The sequence below is a fragment of the Hymenobacter cellulosilyticus genome (assembly GCF_022919215.1).
GTDB classification, from domain to species: domain Bacteria; phylum Bacteroidota; class Bacteroidia; order Cytophagales; family Hymenobacteraceae; genus Hymenobacter; species Hymenobacter cellulosilyticus.
The window spans coordinates 49,826-76,006 of the sequence record NZ_CP095047.1; the positions used below are offsets into that span (position 1 = coordinate 49,826).

The window sequence follows — 26,181 nt, forward strand, 5'->3', positions numbered from 1 at the left end:
TGAAGCAGTGAAGTAGTGAAGCAATGGAGCAGTGAAGCGTGTTTGGGTGGTCCTAACAAGCGTAGTTATTCTTGCTTTGTGTGAAGCAATGAAGCGCCGAAGTATTGAAGCAAGGTTGAACAGTGCCCAATAGCATTTCCCAGCACGCTACTTCCGACTGCTGTTTCCTGACAATATGGGCCAAAACCATGCTTCATTGAAGCAATGAAATACCGAAGCAATGAAGCATCAGATATCATAGCCTTAGCCTCGTTCAACGGCTGTTCAGCGGCCTCGTTCTTACGATTCGTTCAACGGTTAGCAAGCCATGTCATTGTGTACACAAACTCTGTTTGCGTCCGACAATGACACCGCCTAGCTCGCAGGCTCACTAGGCTTGGCTTGCTAAAGCGAACGATAAAATTATCCTTGAAATGGATTTAGCCGTAGGTTAGCTGCAGCAACCAACCAGAGGGAATATGACTGACGAAGCCAAGCCGGAAGTGGCAGAACCAAACCGTGACCAGCAGATTCATTTTCGCGTAACTGCTGAGGAGAAGAGAGCAATCGAAGTCAAGGCCAAAGCCGCGGGCTATAAGAAGGTATCGGATTACCTGCGGGTGCTTGGAATGGGCAATGAGGTAAAGGAAGTATTGCCAGCGGAACTGCGTCGGCAATTGGTCGGCATCGGTACCAACTTAAACCAAATAGCCCGCCTAGCTCAGGCTGGTAAAGCTTTCACCAACCACGAAGCACAACTAGTGCAAGCACTTTCTGTTATTCGTAGCTACTTGGTATGATAGCAAAAACCACCATAGGCAGCGACTTTGAAGGCGCGCTGACCTACGGGGCAGGGCAGCGGCGCGGCAAAGGAAAGGAGCCGGGGAGGCCCCGCTGCTAGTTGTGTCCAACGTCATTCCTGGTAGCCCGGTGGAGATGGCCCAGGAGATGAAAGGCACGGCCAGCCGGAGCCGGAAAGTGCAGAAGCCGGTGTGGCACACGGTGCTTTCCTGGAAGGAAGGGGAGGAGGTGAGCCAGGCGCAAAAGGTCGCGGCGGCACAGCGCTACTGTGAGCTGATTGGTGCGCCCATTGCCCGCCACCAAGTGGTCGTATATGAGCACCGAGATAAGAAGCATGCGCACGTGCATATTTACATAAACCGGGTGCCGATTGATGGCGGGCCGGCACTGCGAACAGACAATAATTTCTATCGGCAGCCGGCTATCACCAAGCAGATAAGCCAAGAGTTGGGCATGCAGCCCATTCCTGAGCGCCGCCGCAGTATCAAGGATTTGGATCCCAAGAAGCAAGCTGTTCGCCAGGGGTGAGCCAGGCTTTGCTGAACGTTCTCAGCCAACCGAACAGGGGAGGGAGGAGTGGTTAGCTGCGCAGCTGCACCAGTTGCAGATAAGCGTACGCTACACCCGCGACAAAGGCGGTACCTTGCGCGGGGTCAGCTTCGAATTTCAAGGGATAGCAGTGAAAGGGCAGGAGGTCGGCTTTAAAGCGGCACAGCTGCGAGAAGCTTTTACCAACCAACAAGCCGAACGGCCGCTACTATCGGAAGCCCAGACTCCTCAACCTGCTTCACCGAAGAGCAAGGAGTTGCCAACACGTAAGAATAGACTAAAATAGCTGTCGTCAACAAGTCAATCAGTAGGCTTGATGAAGGGGCGATAGCAAAATGAAGCGTTGGCAACAACTGTAGAAAAACGCCTGACTAGAATGTAGCGTTAAGTGGAAATTAGAGCCAGAATGCAGTACTACTGGTATCACTGACTTGGAAGGTGCGCATGCTGATGCCCGCGAGCCTTCCGTCCTCGAACGCGTAAGCTATGATTTGGCTGAAACGCACCAGCTCCGCACTGTAGAGCAACGACAAATAGTGGTCGAGTGATGATAGCACCGAAAGGGAGTTGCCGACTTATCACTCACGCTTAGTATATTCTGATTGTTCAGTTATTCGACCCTATAAGTGTACTATTTTCTTTCTTCTACATGTTCTCTGATACTATAACTTTTTTATTTTAAGAATGAGCTCGTTGCCCAGCTTCTATAAGGTATCGGATAAAAGCTTACGTTTGATAGTTTGTTTCTAAATGGCTTTGCCGCTCTATTCGCTTTCTGTAATGATTTTTTCCGCATCCAATTGCAATCGTCTGGGATACCTTGCACGTTTGACCAAAAGCACTCTCGTATTTATAGTCTGTTCCCCCTTGTTTTTTGCTTGTAGCGACCAGGATAAGGCCGTGGACCCAGCTCCAGCCCCTAAAACGCATACTGTTCTAATTGAATATTTCCCATTTCGTGTCCCTGCTAACTTTGGGGCGACGGTTACGAGTCAGAGTGCTTTGCCTGATGGAACGCAAGTAGCCAACAAAAACTCGGTAGCCGTTTCCGGCGACACGTTTGGCTACTACTCCGAAACCGTATCGGAAGATCGAAATTTTACGGTGCGTGCCTCCTATCTCAACCGCAGCGTCAGTGGCCTCCCATACCCCTATGATGCCAATTTGCGCGTGCAAATTAAGGTTGATGGCAAAGTTCGGCGCAACTTCGAGGTGCCTAGTCTTATCCAACCAGGCGATACGTATCCGAGTTTGGGCTACACCATCCTGTCAACGGAATGGTAGTGCCACTTCGTCAAACTGTGCTGCCCAGCTCTTAAAAAGCGCTATTCGCGTTTTTACTTCTTCCTTCCATCAATACTACCTTTCTTATGCCCCAACTGCAACTATCTTCTGAGATGGTCTAGCCAGGCTGGCCACGTTTGGGACATGGTTTACAGATGGATTTCGAAGTGGTTGGGCGAGTGGTAGCCTAGGGCGGAGTGGCATCGCTCGTCGTTGTAGGAAGGCATATAGTGTGCTAGTTCGAGTCGGGCCTCGTCTAGGCCAGGAAAGAGGCTGCTGTTGAGCAATCCAGTCTGGAGCCGACTCTAGAAGGATTCGGCCTGGGCATTGTCAGGGCAGTTGCCGTGCCGGCTCATAACTTGTGCGGCCCCGTGCTGCGTTAGCAGGGCCCGAAAGCGGGTGGCGGTATACTGGCTGGCGCACGGCTAAAGCCTAGTGCAGCGCTTCGCTGACCAAGCCCTCGGGCCTAGTTTCGCGCACGTCTTACGCCCTGGCGACACCAAAGCCCACAGCTTTGTGCGAGCAGGCATCCTGCTAGCTGGCTAGGTACGGCTAGCCGACGCCCTGAATGGGCAGGCACATGATGTTGCCCACCGACCTGGATGGGGCGGTGGGGCAAGGCTGGCCCAGCAACGGGTTGGGTGCCATCCGCCATCCGTGGGCGGAGTCGGATGGTGCGCGGCACAAAGGAGCGCGGCTGCTGAGCTAGCCTTGCCGTGGGTAACCAAGTAGTGCCAGTGGCCCACGCGGTGGCCTTGCACCTGCACTGCGGCCCGGAAGTGCGTGCTGTAGCGTCACTCACGGCGAGTAAAGGCCTGTATCACCGCCTGCTGCCCACGTCGCTGGCTCTAGGCATACTAGCTGCTAGCGGCCACCTGCAGCATGGCGCACAACTCCTGCACCTGTGCTCGGTGACAGTCGATGAAGCGGTAGCGGCTCACGGCATATTGCGGCTGTAGATGGCCAACGCTTTTTAGCGCCCAAGGCACGCACTTCCGGGTAGCGGGCCCGCTCGTCACTGCCCATCTCGGCAGCGTCTTGCTGCTGTTGCCAGCGGTAGAGTAGCTTCTCGCTGATAGCCGACTGCCGCGCCGCAGCGCGAGTCAAACGGCTTTCCTAGACTAGGCGCAAGGCCTCGGCCTTAAATGCGTCGTGGTATTTACGCCGTTTACCTAACCTGATTACTGCTGGGGTGCTATCATGACAGCGGAAGGCACATCCTACTTTTGTCTTTCACAGGTAGATCCCCTCACATCGATACCGTCTGATTCTTAACTATAGGAGTTAAGAATCAGACGACTACTAGTACCATTACTTACAAGCAAATAATTAGAGTATAGCAATACCGAAATTGTACAGATATGTACCTACTTTTGAGAGTTACACTAAAGAGCATGTTCTCAGTATACGCGTGGAACTGCTACGTAGGCAAGCGGTAATTTTTGTGCTTGTCATCTTTCTTACAAGGCTTTACCTATTCTGCCTTCTATGCCTTTACCTCTACGCTCCCTCAGCCAGCTGTTCGCTGTCAAGCTCCTTTGCATTGTCTTTCTGCTACTCCCTGCCTCTGCAAGAGCCCAAGTGCCTGCTGGGGAAGGGGAGGTGGCTGATGCCGATGAAATCGCGGCCCTGCGAGCCCTGTATTTGGCAACCGATGGTGGCAACAATCTGTGGTCCAATCATTCTTATTGGCCTTCCCGGGCTCAGTGGCTGTCTTCTCCTATCACAACGTTCACCCTGGAGCAAGCAAAGAACTGGTATGGGGTGACAGTCCGTTATGGTGATGTGGTAGAATTACGATTGCAAAACAACCACTTGCAAGGTTCTCTTCCTGAATCGGTCACAACATTGACGCGCTTAGAGCACTTGCAGCTTAAGGGTAATGCACTCACGGGAAGGTTGCCCCAAAATTTACAGCGCTTTGACGCCATAAAGTATTTCGATGTCTCGCACAACCAGTTGACAGGGGCCTTGCCACCCGCACTGGGATCAATGAGCCCAGCGTATTATATCATACTAAATAACAACCAGTTTGAAGGCTTCTTACTGGATTGGATGGAGAATCTAAAAGAGTGTATCCTCTTTGATGCCAGCTATAATCGTCTTACAGGTGTGCTCCCCGAAGCCATCGGGAGGATGCCGTATTTATCTGATTGTTACTTAAATGACAATGATTTTTATGGAGAAGTACCGTCCAAGATAGCCAGTTCTACTTCTTACCTCAATCGATTAGTCGTTTCCCATAATCGATTAGAAGGGAAGCTACCTGCTTCGCTGACCTCGTTACCCCATATCTGGCTTCTAAAGTTTAGTGATAACCACCTAACGGAAATTCCTTGTTGGATACCCACAACAACCCCCCGACCAAAGCAGAAGATGTTCCAGTGCCTAGTATCGATGTCAGTAGCAATTATCTGGATTTTGGTACGATCGAACCCAATTTCAGTGGCCCGGGACAACCGATAGGCGGTTTTGTAAGTTTTGACTATACCAATCAAACCAATCCCGACCCACCACAAGAAGTAACCTTCCGCGAAGGCGCTACGCTGACCAGCTCCCAGCCGATGGGAGGGAAACAAAACCACTATCAGTGGCAGCGGTTGGTGAATGAGGGACAGCCAACAGAAGCGTGGGAAGATATAGTGCATCCGGATTCGCCTACGCTCTCTATTGCTAACGCAACCCAGGCTCAACAAGGATCTTACCGGGCTCGTATCACGAATGCGTGGGTCATTCATCCCTATAGTTCTTATAACCTTGTCCTCTATTCACGAGTGGTCAAGGCTCAGATGCTACCGGCATTGACCTGGTGCCCACCCATTGCGGTGACGGCTTCCGAGGATGTGCGCATTGCCCCTGGTACCAGTACGACTCTGCGCGCCAGTGCAACTCTTGGGGCAATGCGTTGCAGTTGGACGGCCAGCAGGATCAGGTGCAACTCCCTACGCTGCCGGATGTCGTAAATACCTTCACGGTCGAGGCCTGGGTGAAGCCGACCGCCGCACATGGCCCCGGCTCAACCGGAACAGCTGCTCGCTACGTGCTCCACCCAACCAAGGCTACTGGAGCCTGGGGAGCCGGACAGGCGGGGTTAGGTATCTCTGTCGGGACGGATGGGGTGCGGCTCTATGCCGGAGAGGATACGCAGGTCCTGCCCCTGCTGGTGTGGACGTCTGCCGCTCCCCTGAATAATTGGGTACATCTGACTATCGTGTGTGCCAACGGCACGCCGAGCCTGTATGTCAATGGAACGCTACAGGCAACGGGTAGCGCCAGCTCTTTTCCCTTGCACTTGCCGCAAACTGTTGGGGGTGGCCCCTCGGGTTTCTTCGCCGGCCAACTGGATGAACTTCGCCTCTGGAATACAGCGCTTACACAAACCCAGATTAGTACCAGTTATACCCAACTGGTTTTGGAGCCCAATACGCAGCTTCTAGCCTATTACCGTTTTGATGAGGCAGCTGGAACAACCATCAAAGACCTTACCTCGGGTGCCCATAACGGCACTTTCGTAGCGTCTGCTTCTCCACAGCGGCTGCTTTCCACGGTTCCTTTTTCCCCACCAACGTTACGCTGGAGTCCAGCTGCATCCTTATCGGCTTCCTCGGGCACACAGGTCGTTGCCAGCCCTTCGGCAACGACCAGCTACCTGGTATCCGTCCAGGGGCCCGGAGACTGTGCCGAAGCCCAGGCCGGCCTGGTTGTGCACGTAGGGGAGCTACCCCCGGCTTCCCCGGCAGAGGACCTGGATAAAAACTGGTCCATGACCCGTTCCTTTGCCGGAGCCAATCAGCTGTTAGGGGAGTCCAAACAATTTGTGGATGCCCTAGGGCGAGGTACGCAGGCCCAGGTGAAAAGCCTAAGCCAAGAACATGTGCTCGCTACCCAGACGGTGTATAGCTCCGGTGGCAAGCCCTTGCTCAGCACCTTAGCGGCTCCGACCATCAATAAGGAGTTCAAGTATAAGTCCGGGTTCTTACAGCCGACTGGCTCAACGGACGACTACCGCGCAATTGACTTCGAAACGGATCCGTTGGGACCCAAAGCAGCCAATGCCTCTACGCCGGGCACCGTCGGCTATTATTACAGCACGGCCAATACCCTGGAGCCGCAAACGGCTACCACGGCGTACCCGTTTAGCCAGCAGGAAGAATACGGAGGTCCACTAGGAGGCACTAAGCGCAGTGCGGGTCCGGGCAATAGCTTCCGCATGGGAGCCGGACACGAACTCCGCAGCCGGGAGTTTCCCCTGCTGGATGAGCTGGCCCATTACCTGCGCTTGCGGCCTCACTTCGTGGAGGGTACCCCCGCGTCGGCCTCCTTGCGCAACCGCGGCGAAAAGCAGGTGAGCACCAACGCGGATGGCGTCGAAAGTATTGGGTTTACGGACCAGGATGGGAAAACCCTGGCCACCTGCTTAAGCGGGAAACAGTACCCCGGCCTGACACTCAATTTCGCGGTGAATGCGGTGGAGAGTAATGCGCAGGGAGAACCGGTGTACCAGGATATTCACATTCCCAATGCCGGCGATGCCGTTCTGACCATTAGCGGTACGGGGAGCTTCCGCCTTATTGACCTGGTAGCTGAAACCGTTACAAGCTATCCGACGACGGGCACACAACTGCCGGCTACGCTTAGCCTAGCACCAGGCTTTTACCGGGTTCTCGCAACCGGTGGCAGCCAGCGGATGCAGTACGTGGCCCACTATGGCGACTTTAGCTACTCGTACTATGACGATGCGGGACGCGTCGTCGCGACGGTCGCGCCCCGTGGCGTAGACCTGACCCAGACCACCTATCCGGCCTTTGTCACGCGCAACACCTACAGTGGGGCGGGTACTCTGCTCAGTACGGAAAGCACGGATGAGGGGCGTACCGAGTATGTCTATGCCCGCGACGGCCGTATCCGCTTTTCCCAAAGCGCGAAACAGAAGTACGATAAGCGTTTTTCCTACTCGAACTACGACGAAGTAGGCCGCGTGGTAGAATCCGGCGAGTACACCATGGATACAAACCCCGCATTGGGCATACTCTTCGAGAGCCAACTCACCGAGCAGCCCGCGGCCAACAGTATTCTGGCGCTGCTGGAAGATCGTACGCGTAGCGGCGGGTTGGATGTAGCCCGCTGCCACCAGCGTAATCAGGTGTGGTATGATCTGGCGGATGAAACGTTGGTCGGCCGTACTCAGGAGTTTGTATTGGGATCCGTCGCCAAAACGCAGAACGAGCACACCACCAGCTGGTACAGCTACGATGAGCTGGGCCGGGTTACGTGGCTGGTGCAGCAAACCCAGGCACTGGGCTTGAAGACGGTGGAGTATACCTACAATCTCCAGGGTAATGTATTGGAAGTGGCCTACCAAAAGGGACAGCCCGATGCCTTTTACCACCACTACGAATACGACAAGGACCAGCGCCTGAACCGGGTATATACCAGCACGAATGGGCTCACCCGTTCGCTGCAGGCCCAGTACTATTACTACCTCCACGGACCCTTGAAGCGCGTGGAGCTGGCAGGCCGCCTGCAGGGCATTGACTATGCCTACACGGTACAGGGGTGGCTCAAGAGCATCAACAACGTGGAGAAACGCTTGGATGCCGGACAGGATACGCCCACAGGCAATGGCATCCTGAAAGACCTGTTTGGGATGCGCTTGGATTACTTTGACGAGGACTACACCAGCCATCAGCTCACGGCGCCTAATCTAACGAGTCCTGCCAACCAGGACCAGAAACGTTACGACGGTACAGTGCGGGCCAGCACCTGGCAGACGGCAGCGGCTCCGACCATTCACGGCTACGCGTACCGCTACGATGCCAAAGGCCAACTGCTGCAATCAACGTATGGACAGCTGGCGGCAAACACCCTGAGTCAGCTTCCGCAGTTTGCGGAGGGCGACCTGAGCTATGATGCCCACGGCAACATTGAACACCTGGTCCGCACCAACGATAAAGGCACCATCAGTGACAACTTCAAGTATCAGTACCTGCCTGAGACGAACAAGCTGCAGGCTGTCAATACGCCGGAAGGAGGAAAGCTGCTCAGCTATGAGTACGACCTCAACGGGCAGATGACGCGGGAAGCCGAAGAAGGCAAGAGCACGAAATACCTGACCTACGATGTAACAGGCAAAGTGAGCGGTGTGTACCGCAATACGGACCATACCCTGCCCCTGGCGACGTACACCTATGATGATCGGGGCTTTCGCAATAGCAAGGTCGTCTACAACGAAGTGGGTAGTGCGCAGAAGACGACCTACTACGTTACCGACGCGCAGGGCAACGTGCTTAGCACGTACGAGCAGGAACCAGGGCAGGCCGTAGTGCTCTCCGAAGTTCCCTTGTACGGTTCGGGTCGTATTGGGACCATTACCCGCCTCGACGAGGGGGAAGCACCCTCGAGCCGCGCTATGAATTGAATGATCAGCTGGGCAATGCGCGTGTCATCTTCCGCAAGCCCACCACCAAAACGTACCGGGCAACGGCAGAAGTGGCGTTGGCTGAGCAGGAAGAGAAAGAATTTACCAATCTTGCCGCGACCCGTAGGGAAGATGTGGCCCGGGCATTCGAGGGCTCTTATGTGGCAGCTCTGGTTACGCCCGGGGAAGGTCCCAGAAAGAGCGTATCCGTGGAAAAAGGCGATACCATCACCTTTTCCGCCCAGGTTCGCTACTTTTCTTCATCTACGGGCCGACCGGCTTCCCGGCTACAGGTCATTCCCTTGATAAATCCGGCAGCCAGCCTGCTTACTTCGGGCAGAACATCCTCGACCGAAAACGCGCAACCCAAGCCGACCTTGTTCAGTCGCCTTTCCCTGGGCGTAGCCATTACTGGATTTGGTGGGGGAAGACAGCAGCGTACCAGTGCCGCTGCCTCTTTCCCGGATATCTTGATTCGGTATCGCTATTACGATAGCAACAACGAGCTGAAAGCGGAAGAGGTCCAAAAGGTAAACACCGGTCCGGAAGACTGGCAAAAGCTACAGCTGCGCTTTCGGGCACCGGGTTCGGGCGGATCGAGCTGACGACGGAGAGTGCCGCTACGGGCTATGTCGGCTATTTCGATAAGATCGAAGTGGAGCATACCAACAGCACCATTGTGCAGGAGCAGCACCAGTATGCGTTCGGCTCACCACTAACGGGCCTTAATTACAGCATTGGCGACAAGCGCTACCGGCACGGCTATCAGGGGCAGTATGCTGAGAAAGATGAGGAAACAGGTTATGACAGCTTCGAGTTGCGGCTGTATAATAGTCGTATTGGGCGCTGGATGGCTCCAGATCCAGAGGGGCAATTTTATTCTCCTTATGTTGGCATGGGTAACAATCCCGTCTCAGGCATTGATCCTGATGGAGGCTGGTCTGGCCCCCGTCCACATGTTGGAGGAGCTGCCGGAAAGTTTAGAGCACTGAGTCAAAAGGCTTTCACTAGGGGTGCAACTAGCACTAGAGCTTTAGGAGTTGCTGCTCAAGGAGCAAGAAGTGCAGCAAGAGCGCAAGGAGCAGGCGCTGCTACTAATAAGCAGAACTCTCCTCCCAAAAGAAATGAGCCATCAATTGCTGATAACCTAAAGCGTACTGCTTTAGTACTCATAATCAATCAGGTATCTCAACTAGATATTTTACAAAATGCAGCAGAATACGTATTTGATGACTTTACTGAAGGAGTATCCGAACTTTTAGATTGTGGCTGTCCTGATGTAACTCCCAACCCAGGAGTTAACCCCTCTAATAAGCCAATTTTGCAAATGTCAGGCGCTGCCCGCAATGCAGCTGAAGGTAGATCATTTGCAGACCTACAGAAGTTTGCGAGAGATCATGCAGATGACATGAATGCTTTTTTTAAATCAGGGGAAAAGTAACCCCGAGTAAAGCAATCCTTGAGAATTACAGAGAACTTGCCAAAAGGATTCTGAATGGAGCAGGAAAAAAATTAAATGAAACCGCAATAGAAGTACAAACACAACGCATCAAGATGATTGATGAGGTCCTTAGTAAAACGAAATAAAATGAGTCAATTATTAAGTTTTCAGAAATCTCTTTGGAAAGAAGAGGGTATCATAAACTCAGAAAAAGCTTCTGAGGATGATATCAGTATTTTTAATAATAACAATGATGTTCTTATGCCATATGAGTTGAGTTCGTATTTCAAAGAAATAAATGGAACAAGTGGTGATTATGATAATAAATTCTTTTGCTTTTATTCTATTAATAATTTCAAAAACATTGAAGACAAGTTTAAAGAATGGGATGATGAAACGTCATTTAAAAAACTAAGCCTTTATATGGCAAATTCAAAAAAATATTACGTATTCGCAGATTATCAATGCCATCTTATTGCATATGCAGTACTAATTGACAAAAACCAACCAGATAAAAATCCTGTAATAGCCATATGCGGAGATACTTATAAAGAAATATCACCAACATTTATGGAATTTTTAAAAATGTATATTAATGACGATGAAAAAATTTATTTGAACTAAAAATGAGAAGAATATTATTTTGCCTCTTCGTTTTTTTAAGCACTGCTTGTAAAAGCGGTACGGTATACATAAACTCTAATAAGATAATAGAACAATACCACGGTGCCACTGGTAAAAAGCAAGCTTTCCTGAACCAAGCCAAAATTTGGCAGGCTAATCTGGATTCACTCACGGCGGAAATGCAGGCCGTGAAAGGCGCCCAAGCCGCTGCCAAGGAGCAGCAATTGCTGCAATACCGCGAGGCTATTCAGCAAAAGGCGCAGGCAGAAGAAGCACGGGTTAGTCAGGAAATTCTGACAGAAATCAATGCCTACATCAAGCAGTATGGCAAGGAGAAAGGCTATGACTTCATTCTCGGCGCTACCGATAACGGCAACATTGTGTATGCGGCCGAGGGCAAAGACATTACGGAAGAAGTGCTAGCGGGCCTGAACAAGCAATACGATCAGCAACACACTGCCGGGAAATGAGCCGATCGTACTATATCGGGCTGTTCATCCTGGGTGCCCTCACGCTAGGAAGCTGCCGCAAGCAACTCGAAGAAGCCGAGTACCGCGCTTACCTGCAGGATGCCGATCATGGCTTAACCCAGACCCGGGCAGTAGGCTCGGCTACCGTGACATGTTCCTATCGCCCTGCGGATTTGCTGGTGGCCCAGGAACTGGCCGGGGCACCACCGGCATCGCCTGCCGCGCTGGATTCGCTCCGGCGCACCTTCGCGGGCAGAGCTCACTTCTCCCTGTCGCTGGCGCAGAACGGAACCGAAATTGAAAACCGGTACATCCGCGACGCCACGGCGTTCACGCAGGCCATCGTCTATCTCGGGTCGGGCATTGCCCAGGACGTGCACCTGGTTGCAGGCACCGACTCCGTCGCAGCCTTAACGGCTCTCTACCCCGACAATATGGCGCCACGGGCCGCTCCACCGTGCTGCTGCTCTTCGATACCCGCCGTCTCGACTTGAGCCGGGGCTTTATTCTCAGCTACCGCGACACCCGGTTTGAACTGGGGACGGTACGCTTTGCTTTCGCTGGCGCAGACATTGACCGATTACCGACTCTGAAATTTTAGTCTTTCCCGACTTGTTCCTTTTTTACGCGTACTCCCATGTTGTTTCGTAATCGCCGACTGGTGCGGGCCGTTTCCTGCCTGCTGCTGCTGGAAATGGTCGGCAGCCTTGTTACCCCGGCTATCAGCTGGGCCGCCATGGGCCCCGGCCAGCCCGAGTTTACCAGCTACGAGTCGCCCGGCTCCACCGACATGGTCAACCTGACCACCGGCGACATGACCTACAACATTCCCGTCCTGGATGTACCTGGGCCTGAGCGCAGCTTCTCGCTGCCGCTGACCTACCGGGCGGGCATCCGCCTGGAGCAGGAAGCTTCCTGGGTCGGGCTGGGGTGGTCGTTGAATGCGGGCGCCATTGCCCGTAGCCTCAATAACTATCCCGACGATATCTCGGAGGAAACCTATACCTCCTACTATAAAAAGGAGGTCGGCAAAAGTTGGACGGGTGGCATACCCGGCTTATTGGACCTGGCTTGGGACTCGGAAACGGGCCATAGCGGCACCGCCGATTTAATCGGGCTGGCCAGCCTGGGCTGGGAGAATGGGAAAGTCAATTCCGGCGACCTGGTCGGCGTGAAATACACCAAAGGACAAGGGGTAAGTGTGGACCCCGTCCGGATGGCGTTTGCCGCAGTCTCCATTGCTTCCATTGGTTCTAGCTCCGCTGTTTCAGGCGCAACCAATGCTGCCTCGAAGGCCATGGCCATTGGCGGCGAGGTCGGCCTGCAGGTAGGCACCTCGGCTGCTATCGGTACTGCACTGAGCACACTTGGTCGTTCCGGGGGCTCAGGAGGCGGCAGTAACCAGGCCATTGTCCGCGCGAAAAAGAAATTCTTGCATACTAACTACTGGATTTTCTTTGATGACAATAAGCAGGAGACCATGTATGGCTCGCTGTATTTTCATGAGATGAGCAAAAATGCCTCCCCAGCTTGGAAGAATGCTCCCGGATACCATCGAGGCCCCATTATATATGACGGCGAAGTAACCAATCCGTATGCCTCTCCTGCAACGTTCAAGCAAGCGCTGGTTTATAATTACTTCCGGGACTATGGCGTCGACCAGCACCTCGAGCGCGAAGTAGGAGCCGATTTGCACCAGCATGCTGAAGCTGTAGAGCCAGATTACCGCGTGGTCAGTTTGCGCCCCCTGAGTATCGCTCATGACGACTTCTCCGTCATGGGAAATGGGGTATCCGGCAGCATTCGACCCCAGTTGCTGGAAGTAGGTAGTGTCGCCTTTCCCAAAAAGATATCCCAGGAACATGATAAGTATAATGTTGTCCCTTTCCTGGATGACTATAAGATAAGTTTTCGGTTTGAAAATAGTGCTTCTAATGGCTACGACTATCATAAGTATGCAGCTCCCACGGGGGAAAACCAAACGGGAATCGAAAGTAGCCTTAACACGTATTCGGAAAACCCGCAGTATGAGGTTCCCAGTTTGGTGTTGCGCGACACCCGTCTGAAGTCCTTATTTACTGCCAAGCCTGGCTCGGGGAAGCCCTTACGGCTTCTACCTCGACTGCGCCAGCACGCAAGGGAATCATCAATCGCTATAACTCGACGACTGGAGTTCGGGAACGCGGGCTGGTACAAGGCAAACACGTGGAGTGGTATTCCAATCAAGACATCAAGGATATGTATACCACTCCGGATGGCAACGGGGAAAAATTCCTGGAATTCTACAAGCCGCGGGCGCGAACGATGCGCAAACTAGGAATTGTCGGCTACTCGGAGCCCGATGAGCGCGGCTTTCAATACCCCCTCTATGATAGTATAGACGATGGTATTTCCAACGATGCCTTCCGCGTTACGTTACCTGGCAAAGGAATTGGTGCATTCCGCGTGACGGCAGAAGACGGAACGACCTATCACTATTCTCTACCCGTGTACCATTACTCGACGTACAGCGAATCAAGAGAAAAAACGCAGGATAAACCGGGCTTCTCTTCTTCCAGAATGGGAGATAACGGCAAGTTTATCTATGCCACCACTTGGTTGCTGACGGCCATTACCTCCTCGGACTATGTGGATCGGAATCAACTCGGGGTGGTTGATGACCAGGACTGGGGCGGCTGGGTTAAATTCGAGTATGGACGCTTTTCCACTGCCTATAAGTGGCGGCAGCCCTATGTGGGCGATTCCGAGCTGGAACAGGACATAAATAGCGTCAACAGTACCGGCAGCTTTTCCGAAGGCACGAAGCAAACCTATTACCTCAATTCCATTCGGACCCGCTCCCACACGGCGTTGTTTGTGAAGAGCGTCCGGCAAGATGGCCGGGGCACTTTCAAGCAAATGCCTCCAATCTGGGCTTTGACCAGCGCAATCCCTCTTCCTCGCTGCGGTTAAACGAAATTATCCTCTTAACCAACGAGGATGCCGATAAGCTCAGCACCCCGAATGGCATTAACCCAGAGATGGGGTCCTCCGCCTTAACGACCAATACGGCAGACAACGCTTTGATTCATGACGAGGAATCACTGCGCAATGGGGATACGTACCGAAATGTCCTGGACACCTACGACGTAGATGCAGCTCCCGGTATCCGGGCTTTTATCAATCAGCGGGCCTTGAAGCGGGTCGTCTTTAACTATAGTTACCGTTTGTGTCAGGGTACACCCAATTCCTTTCCTAACATTGCGGCCCTACCGCCCATGGAGATCGCCTCTGCCAGTGTAGGGCGAAGTGGCAAGCTCACGTTGGAAAGCCTTTCGACCTTTGGCCCGCTGAACACGAAGCTTATTCCTGACTTTAAGTTTAGCTACGCTAATAATCCGAGTTATAGCCGGGAGAAATGGGACGGCTTCGGCATGTACAACAGTGCCGCTACTGATGTAAACACGGGACATGCTATTACAGCAGATCATCCAACGGCTTCCAGCGATGGCGCCGCCTGGTCCTTAACAGAGATTCTCAATCCACTCGGTGGCCGAACGCAGATCAGCTACGAGCGGGACCAATACAGTACGGTGTCGGAACACGGGGCAAAAAACGTGTACTTCGAGAACACGACCAGTTCTAGTACCCTCGCGGTAAAAAACTTCTCCGGAAACCTAGCCGACTACATTCGAAGTGGTGATACCATTACGGTCAACGGATCCGCTAATTATGTGAGAGAGTGTAGGATAATTGGGGGAGAGAACCCCAAATACTCCTACAGGGCCTGTGATGTAGTCTTTCGGTACAAGCGGGTTGTGCTCTCGAACGTGACGGCTACATCTATCACAATCAGACCTGTTGATTGGCCTAATCCACAATGCGCAAATGACACGGACGAGACGTGCGGTGCTCCTTATGCAACCGGTGCACGTCTACAAGTGCTGCTACCCGAAACGAGGGAAGGAGGTGACATCAGAGTCGCGGCCGTGACGACCCGTGATGAGAATGGCACGGCGTATCAGGTTCGCTACCGGTATCATCAGCCTTCGCGCCCTACCAAAGCGACTTCTACCGGGGTTATCTCGAAGCTTCCCGAATACGTTGATCGGGTAAAAGGACTGCCCTTGTACGCGTGGTACGACTATCCGGCTACGTCTGTCATGTATAGTACTGTTACGGTGTTGCGGGGGCAGTTTCGTAACAACAATGACGCTGACCATGACCAGCGGGAAGAGTATTCCTTCTACACGCCGGTATCGCGGATGGTGCACGTTGAACAGGTGCAGAATGGAACCGATGGGCAGTATTTTGGGCGGCGTCTGACTACTACTCCTGGTCCCGTACTTAAAGTGGCCACCATCAAGCACCGCAGCAACAACATAACGGTTGACATGGGTAAGCTAGGACAGCCTAGAGCCATTCGCAAGTATAACCGGCGGGGCGAGCTGGAAATGACCTCCTCCTTCGGGTATGCTCATACCTTACCAAACGCCGAAGGCGTTTCAGGCCAGGGACGCTTCACGGAAGGAATAATGACCAATGAGATGTTGGATGAAGTGGACTACCGGGTGAATCGAACGACGAAAGAATACATTCCTACTACGGTCGCATCTACAACGACCGTCGCTAACGGAATGCAGGTTACCAGCTATAGCACCCTGTATGATTTTCTAACCGGTCAGGTGCTGGAAACGACAGCTCAAAACTCCTTAGGCGACACCTATGTAACCAAGACCGTACCCGCCTACACGCAACCCGGGTATGCCACGATGGGCCCCAAAGGGGAAAATCCCGCCAATCGAAACATGCTGAGTCAAGTAGCGGGCAGATACGTCTATAAGCAGAGTTCTCCGACGGAGCGGCGCTTGTTGGCAGCCAGTGTGCAGACCTGGAATGCCAACTGGACGACGTACCGCGGCTATCAGAATGGAGAGTATGTCGACGAAGCAGCCGCCAAACCGGTGTGGCGCCAACAGGATAGCTATGTCTGGAATGGCGCACGCCTGAACGGGGATGGCACCTACGCTGGCTTCACAGATTTTAATTGGAATCAGCCGACCCCAAGCGGGCAGGCCAATGGCTGGCTTAAGGTCGGCGAAGTCCTACGCTATGACCACTACTCCAAGCCCTTGGAAGTAATGGACTTGAACAGCCAGTATGCCGCGGCCAAGACCAGTTCACGCACCGCGCGGAAACTTGCTTCCGCAGCTAATGCCCGGTATGTAGAAATGGCTTACTCCGGCGCGGAAGATGAAGAATATCTCTACCCCAATGGAAGTTCGACTGCTACCGTTCATTTTAGTGGGGAGGTGCGCAAAGGCGGACAGCGGGATACCGTTCACCATACGGGCCAGTACTCCAGTAAAGTCCAAGCCGGGGAAAAAACGTTTACCTACCAAGCTCCCGTAAGCAGTTCGGCCGGCATCCGACCCGGTCGGCAGTACCGCTTAAGCGCTTGGGTACACCGCAGTGATGAGACAGCGAATGGGGGACGGCTGTACGCGACGCTCAACGGGAACCTCCTGGGCGAAGCGTCCATCCAGTCGCCTACGACCAAAAAAGCGGGTAACTGGTACGTACTCAATCTTTACGTTACCGTGCCAGCGGGCGCTTCGGGTCAACTCGTGGCTGGATGCCGCAACGCTGGAACGACTCCTGTTCTGTTTGATGACTTCCGTTTCCACCCCCTGCAAGGTCCGCTGACGGCGTACAGCTATGATCCACATACCGGAGCAGTAACCTACGTGTTGGATAATGAGAACCTCTACACTCGGTATTTCTATGATGCAGCGGGTAAGGTCACCCACATCTACAAAGAGACCCTGGATCGACCCAACGACGGCTCCGCTCCGGCAAAGCTGGTACGTATCTCCACCTACAACTATGCTCGCAATGCGAAATACCCCATCAGTGTAAAGTTTGGTTCAGTTCCCGCCGGTGGCTCTGTTTCCCCTGCTAGTACAACCCAGGTAGCGACGGATGAGGAGACAACGTTCACGTTCTCCCCTACGAATTGTTCATTTAAACTTGTTCCCTCATTTATTGTCGATAGTGACGGCATCGTCCGGAGCGGCTCTTTTACCCTGGCGGACGGCACTCAGGTTACTATGACAGGTGCTCGGTTAACTGTCACCAATGTGCAAGGTGCTCATACGGTTACAGTCTCGTATGCATATGAGAACCATCCTGCTGCCAACACCCAAGTCTATGATTGTCTGCTGGACGAAGCAGGCTGCCCGAATGGAATGGTAGAAGAGTACACAGCCGATGGATGTGGTGGTAAATTAAACATTCTTAAGCCTTACAGGAATGAAACAATATGCCCACCTAAGTATGGTTGTTTGCCTAATCGACAACTTCCTAAAAGCTCAAACAAAAGAGCGGTTTCACGAGAAAAAGTACAATCTTCGATACTTCCCGCACGAGCCGTAAAGCCCGTTAAATAGAAACAAACTTACATATGGAGGAGTTACAGGAGGCCCCTCAGTGAGGGGTCTCCTGTGTACCGATGTTAGGATAGCTAAATCGCTGATTAAGCTGAACGATATATTCAGCTTAATCAGGGTACCTTATCCTTGTAGAGGCGCGCACTGCTAGATGTTGGCGACCATGCGGCCCGTCGCCCGTGGGGCAATCCGCAGCAGCGTGGGCAACAGCTTCATGGGTCCCGGCAACGCCATCGGTTGCCGCCGGGCCAGGGCCTTGAGCGTAACCGCCGCTACCTCCTCCGTCGTCATTTTCTTCCGCGTTTCGTGGGCGGTGCCGGGGGTGTCCGTGGTGGTCGGCAGCAACTCGAGCACATGCGTGCCCTTGGGCGCCAGCTGCCGGCGCAACCCCTCGGCAAAGCCATGCAGCCCTGCCTTTACCGCCCCATAAGTCGGCGCACGCGTGGGCGACACCAGGGCAAAGCCGGAGGTGACAAACACAAGGGCCGTCAGGGCGGGCCAGCGCACGAGGACTTCGCTGGTTAATTGAATAGGGGCCGTCAGGTTCAGCGCCACCTCCTGCTCCAGGTCGGCGACCGGGTCCGTCCCGGTCGTGAAATCCCGTTCGATGAAGCGTCCCGCATTGTTGACCAGCACATCGAGCCGCCCAAACCGCTCCGCGACTCGGTCGAGCAGGCGGGTGCGGTCCGCCGCCTGGGTCACATCAGCCTGGATGGCCAGTGCCGCCGGGTAGGTGCGTGAAAAGTGGTCGAGGGCTTCGCGGGACCGGCCACAGACGGCGACAGCCGCTCCCTGCGCCAGAAAGGCTTTCGCCAGGCCCAGCCCAATCCCCATTGTGCCCCCGTAATTAAAACTACCTGTGTCATGGTGTAGGTGGAATGTAGAAGTTGAAAAACTTGTGTAAAGCGACCGGTGGCAGGGGGCGAACGAAGCGCTTGCGTAGAGGAAGGAGGTAGTGCGCCCCTTGGCCTTGCCAGCGGCGCGGGCGCTGAGCAATTCCTGGTCTGTGCCGTTGGCGATGACCTCCAGAGGCTGGTGCGGGGAGCTATCGGCACCCGCGACCGTACGCACCAGCGGCTATAACCGGCGGGTCGTCCAGGGCCATTTTGCCCGCCCGCACCGCGGCCATCCGGGCCGTCAGCGACCGGTACCTTTGCGGAGGCGACTTAGCGACTGGGGGTAATGCCTAAATACGAGGCGATGTAGTGTTGCGGCACGCACAAGGCGAGGTCGGGGTAGCGCTTGACGAACTCCTCGTATTTTTGCCTGGCCGTTCCAAATAGCAGAAAGTCGCTGTCTTTTAGGTTGTTGAGCAGCGCTACCTCCGTCAGCAGCTTGCTCAGAATGAAGAGTTTGGGAACTTCTACTAGGAGTTGCTGCCAAGTGCGCTTGTCCAGCACCAGCAGCTCGCATGCCGTCAGGGCCTGAATACCTACCTGGCTGGGCCGGTTGCTATGAAAGCTTTCTAAATCCAAGATGAACTGGTGGGGCCGAATGAAGCACCGGGTCGCCTCTTGCTCAGGCTCTCGGCCCACGAGGTAAAGCCGACACACCCCGGCGCTGACAAAGCCCAACTGGTTGGGGGAGTCGCCGGGGGCAAAGAAATGCTCGCCTGCCCGTAGCGACTGCGCCCTAAACGGGTCGGTTACCTGGGTAATTTCATCAGCGTGCAACACGCCGCCGAACCCGAAGGCCTTGCGTAGATTTTCCATGAGCTTACGTACGCGGCTGCATCGCCAATTTCTTCACGAGGTGGATGGCGCACCGTGCACCCAAGAAACGGCCGCTGCCAATTTGGAATACCTTGCCTTTCATCATAGTAGAAGTACGCTGCAAAGGTCGAAGCGCGTCCGTGGAATCCGCGTTACCAATTGGTAAGAAATACCACGACTACCTAAAAAGCCCCTGGCGCTTGGCTGCAACATCCGGGGCTATGCCAGACCGCTGGGTGACTTATTTACGAAAGACGACCATGACGCGCGCCTTTTTGACCAGCGCTAAAGGCCAACGACGTAGTGCGTATTGGCAAAGGCGACGTTTAAACCACCGTATTTCTGAACTAGGATTTGGCGGCTATAAGTCCAACTTTAGGTCCTCCCGAGTGAGGTACCCGCCACGCTCTAGAGCCAGTTTTAGTGACAGCTCGCAGTAAGGCTCAAAATCCTCGTTGGTTGCGATTTGCTGTGCGATGCCCCGTTCGGAATTGAATTGCAAAATCGTGGGCACAGCAACTTCAGTAACGGCCTGAGTAATGAGTTGGATGCGCTGGATACTTCCCATTGGGCTCTCCAAATCCAACGCGACTTTTAACTCCTGCGGATTTGGAACCACAAATTGCAACGCCTTCCGAAAATGACACAGATGGAAGGCCGGGAAGGGCAGCAGACCAGGCTCTACATCTTTGAGAAGGAAGGCGAGGGAAATCGAAAATTGACCACCATACAAGGATTTTGCAAGGCCGATGACGGACACACAAGCGCCGTTATCGCGATACCAATCATCTTTTCTGCGTTCAAAGCCGTGAGGGGCTAAGAGAGAGTCAAGCAGTTTGACCAAGTCGCGTTTGGTGTTCAAACTATTGTCCATACGAGGGGCTCTTTGCTATGCACTTGAGGGGTTAGGTACAAAGATTGGCTCGTTTTAATGTACAAGTCAACTAGGAAGTTGTGGTACCAGAAAAGCTGGGTAAAACGATCCGATTCGGTTCAAAAAACTTGTTCAGCAATCAAAGTACAGGGCAGACTACCTTCGTAATGAGAAACCTGTACTTACACCATACATATCGGCTACGCCCGCATTTCCACCCGCGACCAGAATATGGAACTACAACTGGATGCTACACTAACTCTCCCACGACCTTTTTGAGCGCGGCGGTGCTTTTCCAGTAGAGTAGGTTCGTTGTCGCCGTTTCTGCCGGCCGCCGGCTGCTACGACTAGCTAGGTCGGCGTACAATTCCACCAGCTTCTTCGTGTTGCGCAGGGGGTAGCAGGCAATTTGGCAAGCAGGGCGTCCAGGACCTGCTGCAACGCATCATCGGTGGTGGCCTCAATGGCGCGGGCTTGTTGCAGAGTGTCGGCCAGGCGCTGCACGGGGACGAATTCGGCGGCCAGAAAGCGGCCGAGTATGGCACCTAAGGTAGTCGGAACCAGCCTGCCCGTGTCGCAAGCCCGCAGGAATACTTCTATAGCCAGGGCCCGGCAAGCCGGCACGTGGTGCAGCAAACCAATGGCCAGCACCACGGTAGTAGGTTCGGTGAACACGGGGCCGGGTCCGAGCAGCTCACGCAAGGCGGCCTGCACAACATCCCGCTCGATGGCTTCCAAGCCGTCAGCCCAGGCAGCGGTGCGCAACACATGCCACTGCAACGGTGCCGGATTGTGGGGTATCAGGCTTGCCACGAAGCGGTAGTCGTGGGGCAGTAGCCACCCGGCCTGCCCCATGGCGCGAAAGCGGGCGTGCTGGGAGTAGAGCAATAGCGGCGAGGGCGGCGTCTGGCTGGTGTATTTACTTGGAAACTGCAGGACAGAGTACCGGTGCGTAACCGTGGGCGTGCCTGGTTTCCTTTGCTCCACCCACGTATTGGTTTTGCCCTCAAAGTGCCACTCGGGTATCCAGGGGCGTACCACGCCGGTGTAATCCGTCGCACTCACGGCAGCGAGTTCCTCGAATACGCCCTCCGGATGACGGGTGCGTGCCGTCACCGCCCACACCCAGGGCCAAGCATCAGCCAGGGCGGTAGAGCCGGCAGGGTGGCCTGGCCGCAGCGTCGGTAAGCGGTGCTGGTCAGGTGTCAATAGCCACTGGAGGAGTTCGCGCAGCTCCGGCCGCTGCAGTTGGGGGAGTTGGGCCAGGGCTGTGCGGGCATCTGCTGCGTGCGCGTAGGCCGTGCGGGCCAGCGCCACAATCAGGTCGGCCGGATCCGGATCCGTCTGGGCCGCCTCATAGGCCAACAGCCGTTCGATCAGCACCGATGGGGCCACCCAATGGGGCGCGTGCGAGGGAGTACTCAGCAAGGGCAGGCCGGAACGGCTGCGCAAGTGGTGTTCGGCTGTCACGAAGCGGCCTTGCTGCACGAGTACAAGCGGGTCTGAGGTATCCTGATCGTCGCGCACGTTCACCTTGCTTACACGCTCCGTGGTAAAGCCCTGCGCCCAGCTGAGCACCAGCGCCTCTACCAACCCGCGGTGCCCTGCTAGTCCATTCTCGGCAATGAGGGCCGTGGCCGGCTCACCGGTTTTGCCCTTCAGCAGCGGGCGCAGCTGCACCAGATAGGGCCGCAGCTGCTGGGCATAGTCTGTTGGCCAATACGGCTGCAATCGCCGCAGGCCGTCGACCCAGCGTTCCAGGTCCAGTACATGCTCATCGCGTAGGACTTGGCCTGTGAGAAACAGTAGCTCGTGCCAGTCGGCGACGGGTGGCAGCGCGTTGGCAACCGATAAATCGGGTACGAACCCAGCGTGCGGAACATAGGGGGCGGTTACAGTCGGCAAGGGCTCGGTAGCAGGAACCAGCCAGGGTACCAGGAGTTGACGGGCACCCGCCGACAGCAGCTCGGTGTACTCGGCCAGGGAGCGGGTCAGGGAGGTGGTTATATCAACTGATAACGGCGGCTGTTGGGCCCGCAGCACCGAAACCAACAGCTTGGCAGCCTTTGTCTGTACGGCGGCATCGGCGCTGGCCATGGCGGCGACAGCCAGGCGGCCTATCTCTGGTGCTACGGTAGGGTCGCGCGTGAGCAGTTTGTCGAAGCCACTGAGCAAGGTGCGTTGCACGGTTTTGAGGTTCTGGCGCATCACCAGGCCTTCCGCGTACAGCAACAGGGGGGCAGGCTTGAACTCGGGCCGGTCCCAGAGAGCCTTCAGGTGGTCCAGAGCGAAGGTAAGGACCTGCGGTTGGGTGTGGGCCAGCAGGTCGACAAATTCCTGCTGCCGTTCCAGGCACTCTTCGGGCGTCGGCTGCAGGGCAAGAAACAGGTTCTTGAACCACGTCAGCAATGGCCGGCGGAAGTCGCGCCGCAGGGCCACGAGGCAGTGGCTAAGTAAGCTGGCACGGGAAAGCCGTTGTGCCGTGGTCAGGTGCAGCAGCACGTCGAGCCAGGTGACCTGCTGCTGCGCTATCCCCGTGTACACGATGGACGAGTCCACCGTGGTATCGTACGCAAAGAAGGCCAGCACATCCCGCCCCAGGATATCGGCTGCCTGCTCGAACTGGGTCAGCAGCTGTGTACGGGAGGGCGGCTCCTGCTGGGTTCCGAACCGGGTGTAGTGGTGCTGTGTCAGGGAGTGGGCTAATGTCCGAGCAAACAGGGCCGGCTCGTAGTCAATGAGCTGCCGGGCTTCCATTTCCCGCAGCAGGGCATAATCGGGCAGGCCCCACTGCCCGCCGCGGGCTTGACGCTCCAGCCACTCGGCAAACCAGATTGGGCGGGCATGCGCTACTACAGCCAGGAACTGCTCCTGGTTGGCGGCCCGTTCGCTGCCATGTCCCCAATACCTGCCCACGGTGTGATTCAGTCTTAGCGCTTCCTTGCGGGTATACGTGGCCACTGCCGTCAGAAACAGCATCTCCAACTGGGCTTCCGTTCCCGTCCGCCCCCAGGTGACGACTCCAAGTTGACGTACCGCCGTGAGCTCGTTGCGTAGGGTCTTGGCTTTGGAGCGAAGAGCGACAATATCTTTTTTATCTAGGGCTAGCAGAAACGGGACCAAGTGGGAAACACTCAGGTGCCGGATGATATGGTCGAAAGTGTCAATGGGGGACATATAGGACAAAGAAAGGGCAAATAGAGTGGAGGCAGATAAAGTGCATGCTGTGAAGAGGATACATAGCTCTCTCTTGCATAGGGGGCTATATCGCTCCAAGACGGCCGTAGGCTCATGGCTGTGAACTGGGCGCAATTTGTGTGAATGCCCTCTCCCGAAGAAAGGCGCACAGCAGTCAGGAACAGGACTGGTAAACCTAATAGCTGGCAAATTAGACCATACACACTAGCTTGACATCCGCTTTACTTATGGGATTACTTACTTTTCCAGATATGTTACTGAAAGAGTATGCTTGCTAGGCACCAATTCCAGCGAAGAGCAACTAAAGAAAGCAGATAGAAAGTAGAAGATGACACTTAACACGATAGCGCCTTCCATGAAAGTTCTGTTCGTAGCGCTCCTTTGTAGCCTCAGCCTTTCCTCACTTCGTTGTGAGCAATCTGTTTCAAGACCACCACTTCGGGACCCAACATGGATAAAGATTCCCTTGCGTAGTGGCTGGACATGCGCTGTACCGCAAGGCTTTACAAATACACCTACTCGGGGAGTTGATTCAGCCCCTGGCATTCTTCAATCAAAACAGCATAAGATTCATCTTGATTATGATAGTGGGGGTGATTCGGGACTGCAAGACTCCGCTCTCTGCACGCTTACGCATAGAACAGAACGAGCAAAGAAGGATATTCAATCCGATTTCTACACGACGTATTACAAAGTGTCTTCAACCCATACCGCGCAGGTAGACACGATAAACAATGAGATTGCCATACTTGTAAAACCACTACAGAGTGGAACAGGTACTGTGAATCTTAGTATTTCATCTTGCACTACAGGCAGGTGGCTAAGTATCACAGGGGAGCAGTTAACTCCCACACAAGAAAAATTGGTTTTAGAGATATTCCAGACCATGAAACTTGACCAGTAGTCAGGCTTCACCTAGCGTGCTATCGTTTTCGTGATAAAGTATCGCAAGGGGTTGAGTTCCCCGCCGGCCCATAGAAGTACTTGCTCTCCTGATGGTTGGCTTTGCCCCTTTTATCCCGTCCTCTGTTGGGTTGACAAGGCTTGATAAGCCGGAGCTTATTAGTGCCAAAGAGGCGTCTCCGTGTCCAAGAACCGGATGGTTTCTGGACACTCTCGCCACCCGCCCCAGCGGCCCCGAAAACGCGGTTTTTCGGGGCCGTTTTTTCTGCCACTTTTTGGACACCTGAACGGAGAGTATAAGAATAGCCCGTGGGGGCAGCCAATAGAAAGGATTTCCAGCTCTCTTATGAGTAAAAGACTAATTTTACTCAACTAACTCTCATCATTAGACTTAATAAAGGAGATGGGATGTGTCTGAATACGGCCTCCTCCTACTTTATAGTGTTGTACTGGACATTACTTAAAGGCCTTACAGCACCACTCTGGATACCACTATTTAGCCATTTAAACAAAGATGGCTTAACAAGTGGATACGAAGTAAACCACAGCATATATGCGTCTTACTCCAAAACAGCGGGCATCTGTACTGAATAACGTCAAGGCGATAGACCAAGCTTGCTTCGATGAAAAGCATATCAAGGACTTGCTTATTGATTTGAGGGAGTTTGTTGGACCAAAATCTATTATTAGAGAGCTAGGTCACTTTATTGCGCACTATCAACGTGATTCTGGTAAGTATCATGCTGAGCTAAGTCTGCGTGTGGCAAGTAAGAAATTTCTCTCTCCAAAAGGGCAGAAGCGGGTTATTGATTATGACATTGATTTCACAACCCTGCCAAAAGATTTATATGATATAATATTTAATCATGGTTTAAACCAAGTTAATAAACTAGCTCCTCATATACTCCAGCCTTTCAATAAAAAGATAATTAACACCATGCTCATTGATAAATATACTAAAAACAAAGATTATTATGTGATAAATGATGTTAGATATGTAACTGCTTTTAGGGAAATTGCAAAAAAGTGCCTCTCCTTATTTGTGAATAAACCTGTTTTTTCTTACAAGCAAATGATTCATAGTATGGATAATGAAATTAAGCAGTTTTACAGTGAGTATATGGCCGGTGTTAAATATTCTAGTTCAATAAAGAAAAATGCTAATGATGTTTTGTTGTGTATTATGAGCTTGCTGCAGGATGCGCACTTTAATTTGTTTGACGGTTCTACAGCAAAGTTTCAACTAATTGCTGTTGGTACTATAGTAAAGGTCTTAGCAGAGAATGTTTTGATAAAAGACCCTACGATGGCTATTTCTGGAGCTGTTCAAATTGGTGATAGTGAGTTTGAGAATATGTCAATCTTTATAGATTCTGACATAAATCCAGCAAAAATTCATCCTGATAATTACAAACAACTTGATTATTCAATGCCTTTTAGGGCTGTTTATACTAAACGTGATGACAACGGTTCGTTAAGGCTATTTCCTTATTAATTCAT

18 protein-coding genes and 3 pseudogenes are annotated in these 26,181 nt (G+C 53.5%); 16 read left to right on the forward strand and 5 right to left on the reverse strand.

Going from position 1 to position 26,181, the window contains the following annotated elements:
• The first annotated feature begins 458 nt into the window (after positions 1 to 458).
• From MUN79_RS28780 to MUN79_RS28790, 3 genes are all read left to right on the forward strand, one after another.
• Positions 459 to 779: a plasmid mobilization protein gene (locus MUN79_RS28780; RefSeq protein ID WP_244678520.1), complete on the forward strand. Its 321-nt coding sequence runs from the start codon at positions 459 to 461 to the stop codon at positions 777 to 779.
• Positions 780 to 882: 103 nt separating this feature from the next.
• Positions 883 to 1,308 carry a relaxase/mobilization nuclease domain-containing protein gene (locus tag MUN79_RS28785; protein WP_244678521.1) on the forward strand — a complete coding sequence of 142 codons (426 nt, stop codon included), beginning with the start codon at positions 883 to 885 and terminating at the stop codon, positions 1,306 to 1,308.
• 771 nt (positions 1,309 to 2,079) lie between these two features.
• Complete coding sequence (locus tag MUN79_RS28790; protein ID WP_244678522.1) at positions 2,080 to 2,613, forward strand: hypothetical protein; 534 nt, start codon at positions 2,080 to 2,082, stop codon at positions 2,611 to 2,613.
• A 149-nt stretch (positions 2,614 to 2,762) separates the two neighbouring features.
• On the opposite strand, the pseudogene MUN79_RS32160 reads toward MUN79_RS28790, so the two are convergent.
• A pseudogene (locus MUN79_RS32160) lies at positions 2,763 to 2,903 on the reverse strand (integrase core domain-containing protein); the annotation flags it as partial.
• A 426-nt stretch (positions 2,904 to 3,329) separates the two neighbouring features.
• On the opposite strand from MUN79_RS32160, the gene MUN79_RS28795 reads away from it, so the two are divergent.
• The 12 genes and pseudogenes from MUN79_RS28795 to MUN79_RS28845 all read left to right on the forward strand — a co-directional run bounded on the left by MUN79_RS28795 (position 3,330) and on the right by MUN79_RS28845 (position 17,994).
• Entirely contained in the window at positions 3,330 to 3,572 is a 243-nt protein-coding gene (locus MUN79_RS28795) for a hypothetical protein (RefSeq protein WP_244678523.1), read from the forward strand.
• Positions 3,573 to 4,101: 529 nt separating this feature from the next.
• Positions 4,102 to 5,079, forward strand: a complete 978-nt coding sequence (locus tag MUN79_RS28800) for a hypothetical protein (protein WP_244678524.1) — start codon at positions 4,102 to 4,104, stop codon at positions 5,077 to 5,079.
• A 343-nt stretch (positions 5,080 to 5,422) separates the two neighbouring features.
• A pseudogene (locus MUN79_RS32165) lies at positions 5,423 to 5,992 on the forward strand (LamG domain-containing protein); the annotation flags it as partial.
• Positions 5,993 to 6,025: 33 nt separating this feature from the next.
• Positions 6,026 to 9,031 carry an RHS repeat domain-containing protein gene (locus tag MUN79_RS28805; protein ID WP_244678525.1) on the forward strand — a complete coding sequence of 1,002 codons (3,006 nt, stop codon included), beginning with the start codon at positions 6,026 to 6,028 and terminating at the stop codon, positions 9,029 to 9,031.
• Positions 9,028 to 9,636 (forward strand): hypothetical protein, encoded by a 609-nt coding sequence (locus MUN79_RS28810; protein WP_244678526.1) that lies wholly within the window; start codon positions 9,028 to 9,030, stop codon positions 9,634 to 9,636. The genes MUN79_RS28805 and MUN79_RS28810 overlap by 4 nt, the downstream gene beginning before the upstream one ends.
• A 50-nt stretch (positions 9,637 to 9,686) precedes the next feature.
• Positions 9,687 to 10,472 (forward strand): RHS repeat domain-containing protein, encoded by a 786-nt coding sequence (locus MUN79_RS28815; RefSeq protein ID WP_244678527.1) that lies wholly within the window; start codon positions 9,687 to 9,689, stop codon positions 10,470 to 10,472.
• 147 nt (positions 10,473 to 10,619) lie between these two features.
• Positions 10,620 to 11,096 (forward strand): SMI1/KNR4 family protein, encoded by a 477-nt coding sequence (locus MUN79_RS28820; protein WP_244678528.1) that lies wholly within the window; start codon positions 10,620 to 10,622, stop codon positions 11,094 to 11,096.
• Positions 11,097 to 11,098: 2 nt separating this feature from the next.
• Positions 11,099 to 11,566, forward strand: a complete 468-nt coding sequence (locus MUN79_RS28825) for an OmpH/Skp family outer membrane protein (RefSeq protein WP_244678529.1) — start codon at positions 11,099 to 11,101, stop codon at positions 11,564 to 11,566.
• On the forward strand, positions 11,563 to 12,060 hold the full coding sequence (locus MUN79_RS28830) for a hypothetical protein (protein WP_244678530.1): 498 nt from the start codon (positions 11,563 to 11,565) through the stop codon (positions 12,058 to 12,060). Before MUN79_RS28825 ends, MUN79_RS28830 begins: the two co-directional genes overlap by 4 nt.
• Before the next feature lie 143 nt (positions 12,061 to 12,203).
• Entirely contained in the window at positions 12,204 to 13,883 is a 1,680-nt protein-coding gene (locus tag MUN79_RS28835; RefSeq protein WP_244678531.1) for a hypothetical protein, read from the forward strand.
• Complete coding sequence (locus tag MUN79_RS28840; RefSeq protein ID WP_244678532.1) at positions 13,871 to 14,518, forward strand: hypothetical protein; 648 nt, start codon at positions 13,871 to 13,873, stop codon at positions 14,516 to 14,518. The genes MUN79_RS28835 and MUN79_RS28840 overlap by 13 nt, the downstream gene beginning before the upstream one ends.
• 305 nt (positions 14,519 to 14,823) lie before the next feature.
• Positions 14,824 to 17,994 (forward strand): hypothetical protein, encoded by a 3,171-nt coding sequence (locus tag MUN79_RS28845; RefSeq protein ID WP_244678533.1) that lies wholly within the window; start codon positions 14,824 to 14,826, stop codon positions 17,992 to 17,994.
• A gap of 147 nt (positions 17,995 to 18,141) precedes the next feature.
• On the opposite strand, the gene MUN79_RS28850 is transcribed toward MUN79_RS28845, so the two are convergent.
• The 4 genes and pseudogenes from MUN79_RS28850 to MUN79_RS28865 all read right to left on the reverse strand — a co-directional run bounded on the left by MUN79_RS28850 (position 18,142) and on the right by MUN79_RS28865 (position 23,757).
• The gene (locus MUN79_RS28850) at positions 18,142 to 18,828 is read right to left on the reverse strand and encodes an SDR family NAD(P)-dependent oxidoreductase (RefSeq protein ID WP_244678534.1); all 687 of its coding nucleotides are present in this window, start codon (positions 18,826 to 18,828) and stop codon (positions 18,142 to 18,144) included.
• Positions 18,829 to 19,160: 332 nt separating this feature from the next.
• On the reverse strand, positions 19,161 to 19,706 hold the full coding sequence (locus tag MUN79_RS28855) for a Crp/Fnr family transcriptional regulator (RefSeq protein WP_244678421.1): 546 nt from the start codon (positions 19,704 to 19,706) through the stop codon (positions 19,161 to 19,163).
• 361 nt (positions 19,707 to 20,067) lie between these two features.
• Positions 20,068 to 20,580, reverse strand: coding sequence for a DUF4304 domain-containing protein (locus MUN79_RS28860; RefSeq protein WP_244678422.1), 513 nt, complete (start codon positions 20,578 to 20,580; stop codon positions 20,068 to 20,070).
• Positions 20,581 to 20,830: 250 nt separating this feature from the next.
• Positions 20,831 to 23,757: pseudogene (locus MUN79_RS28865) on the reverse strand (DUF6493 family protein).
• A 1,477-nt stretch (positions 23,758 to 25,234) separates the two neighbouring features.
• Between MUN79_RS28865 and MUN79_RS28870 the strand changes: the two are divergent.
• Positions 25,235 to 26,176: a hypothetical protein gene (locus MUN79_RS28870; protein WP_244678424.1), complete on the forward strand. Its 942-nt coding sequence runs from the start codon at positions 25,235 to 25,237 to the stop codon at positions 26,174 to 26,176.
• Positions 26,177 to 26,181: the final 5 nt, after the last annotated feature.

What these genes read in the sequence shown, in the direction of transcription:
- MUN79_RS28830 (WP_244678530.1), top strand. Translation starts at nt 11,563, where the DNA reads ATGAGCCGATCGTACTATATCGGGCTGTTCATCCTGGGTGCCCTCACG.
- MUN79_RS28845 (WP_244678533.1), top strand. Translation starts at nt 14,824, where the DNA reads ATGGAGATCGCCTCTGCCAGTGTAGGGCGAAGTGGCAAGCTCACGTTG.
- MUN79_RS28860 (WP_244678422.1), bottom strand. Translation starts at nt 20,580, where the DNA reads ATGGACAATAGTTTGAACACCAAACGCGACTTGGTCAAACTGCTTGAC.
- MUN79_RS28800 (WP_244678524.1), top strand. Translation starts at nt 4,102, where the DNA reads ATGCCTTTACCTCTACGCTCCCTCAGCCAGCTGTTCGCTGTCAAGCTC.
- MUN79_RS28835 (WP_244678531.1), top strand. Translation starts at nt 12,204, where the DNA reads ATGTTGTTTCGTAATCGCCGACTGGTGCGGGCCGTTTCCTGCCTGCTG.
- MUN79_RS28840 (WP_244678532.1), top strand. Translation starts at nt 13,871, where the DNA reads ATGCGCAAACTAGGAATTGTCGGCTACTCGGAGCCCGATGAGCGCGGC.
- MUN79_RS28780 (WP_244678520.1), top strand. Translation starts at nt 459, where the DNA reads ATGACTGACGAAGCCAAGCCGGAAGTGGCAGAACCAAACCGTGACCAG.
- MUN79_RS28870 (WP_244678424.1), top strand. Translation starts at nt 25,235, where the DNA reads ATGCGTCTTACTCCAAAACAGCGGGCATCTGTACTGAATAACGTCAAG.
- MUN79_RS28790 (WP_244678522.1), top strand. Translation starts at nt 2,080, where the DNA reads ATGGCTTTGCCGCTCTATTCGCTTTCTGTAATGATTTTTTCCGCATCC.
- MUN79_RS28855 (WP_244678421.1), bottom strand. Translation starts at nt 19,706, where the DNA reads ATGGAAAATCTACGCAAGGCCTTCGGGTTCGGCGGCGTGTTGCACGCT.
- MUN79_RS28825 (WP_244678529.1), top strand. Translation starts at nt 11,099, where the DNA reads ATGAGAAGAATATTATTTTGCCTCTTCGTTTTTTTAAGCACTGCTTGT.
- MUN79_RS28820 (WP_244678528.1), top strand. Translation starts at nt 10,620, where the DNA reads ATGAGTCAATTATTAAGTTTTCAGAAATCTCTTTGGAAAGAAGAGGGT.
- MUN79_RS28850 (WP_244678534.1), bottom strand. Translation starts at nt 18,828, where the DNA reads ATGGGGATTGGGCTGGGCCTGGCGAAAGCCTTTCTGGCGCAGGGAGCG.